This is a genomic window from Verrucomicrobiia bacterium (assembly GCA_035629175.1).
Lineage (GTDB): Bacteria > Verrucomicrobiota > Verrucomicrobiia > Limisphaerales > DASXHY01 > DASXHY01.
Window position 1 is genome coordinate 1 of record DASPIL010000056.1, and the last position, 1,033, is coordinate 1,033.

General features: G+C 56.9%; 2 protein-coding genes. Both read left to right on the top strand.

Annotated features, from left to right (window positions below):
- Positions 1-359, top strand: a 359-nt coding sequence (locus VEH04_08990; protein HYG22904.1) for a CzcE family metal-binding protein, incomplete at its 5' end; no start/stop codon positions are given.
- A gap of 450 nt (positions 360-809) precedes the next feature.
- A partial coding sequence (locus VEH04_08995; protein HYG22905.1) for a PAS domain-containing protein occupies positions 810-1,033 on the top strand: 224 nt, incomplete at its 3' end.

A 1,033-nucleotide genomic window follows, 5' to 3' on the forward strand; every position in this document is an offset into this window, starting at 1 on the left:
TGAATCCAATCCGAATTCCTTTCTGCGCCATTGTGGCCCTGTCCGCATGCACGCACTTCAACAACGAGCCTGCCGTCAGCTTTCTCGGCGATCCCGCTCCGGACACAGCGGCAACCCAGATAATCGAAATCCGTCCCGACACGAAATGGGTCAACGTGACGGGCGGTGAGATCGTGAAGTTTGTCGTCGGCGGCAAGTCCTTTGCCTGGGCCTTCAATGTGGGCACCGGTGTCAGCCATTTCGATCTCAGCCGTGTCGCGCCCCCCGGTGTGCTTAACCGCCCGGTATTCGTCTATCTGGCGCCCGACCCGCGTTATATCGGCGGCGGGGATGACGGCGATCGCGGAACGGGTTCATGACGCTTAGTGATGTTCCGCGACGCAATCGTCAAGGAACTGTTCCTTGTACGCCCGACAGATCGCCCGCACTTCCGCAATCTCGGTTTCAAGGATGTCCCGACTACGGGCTGATGTGTCCGGGCGAGCATACTCGGCGCGCTTTGCTTTGATTCGGTTTTCGAGGTATTCCAGAAACCTGTCGGTTTTCGCAGCGTCTGTCCGGAGCATGCGGTCCTCCTCAAAAAATCGCTGAGTCTTTTCACGCCTCAGGTTACGTCGGTAGCGGACGCGAAACTGTTCAATCATTGCTATTCAGCAATTACAGCCGATGACAATGCTTTTTGCCTGCCATATCCATGGGATTTTTTGCGGGAAAACATGCAGGCCCGAAAGGGGAGGTGGCTCCTGCATACAACAACCATCGTTCCCTTCTACTGTCTAAACGCGAATGCTTCCCATAAGAGGTACGCTTTGACATCCCCTGTGCCATTCGGTGAAGAGTCGCTGCGCCAAATCGCAAAGACCAATATCGTCGGCATGTGCTGCTGGAATATCCATGGCAGCATTGTCGAGGCGAACGACATGTTTTGCCGCATGACAGGCTACACCCAGCAGGAAGTCCAGGCGGGCGACGTGAAGCTGGCCGACCTGTGTGCGCCGGGTGCGCGCCCGGTGAATCTCCCTGCGCTGGACGA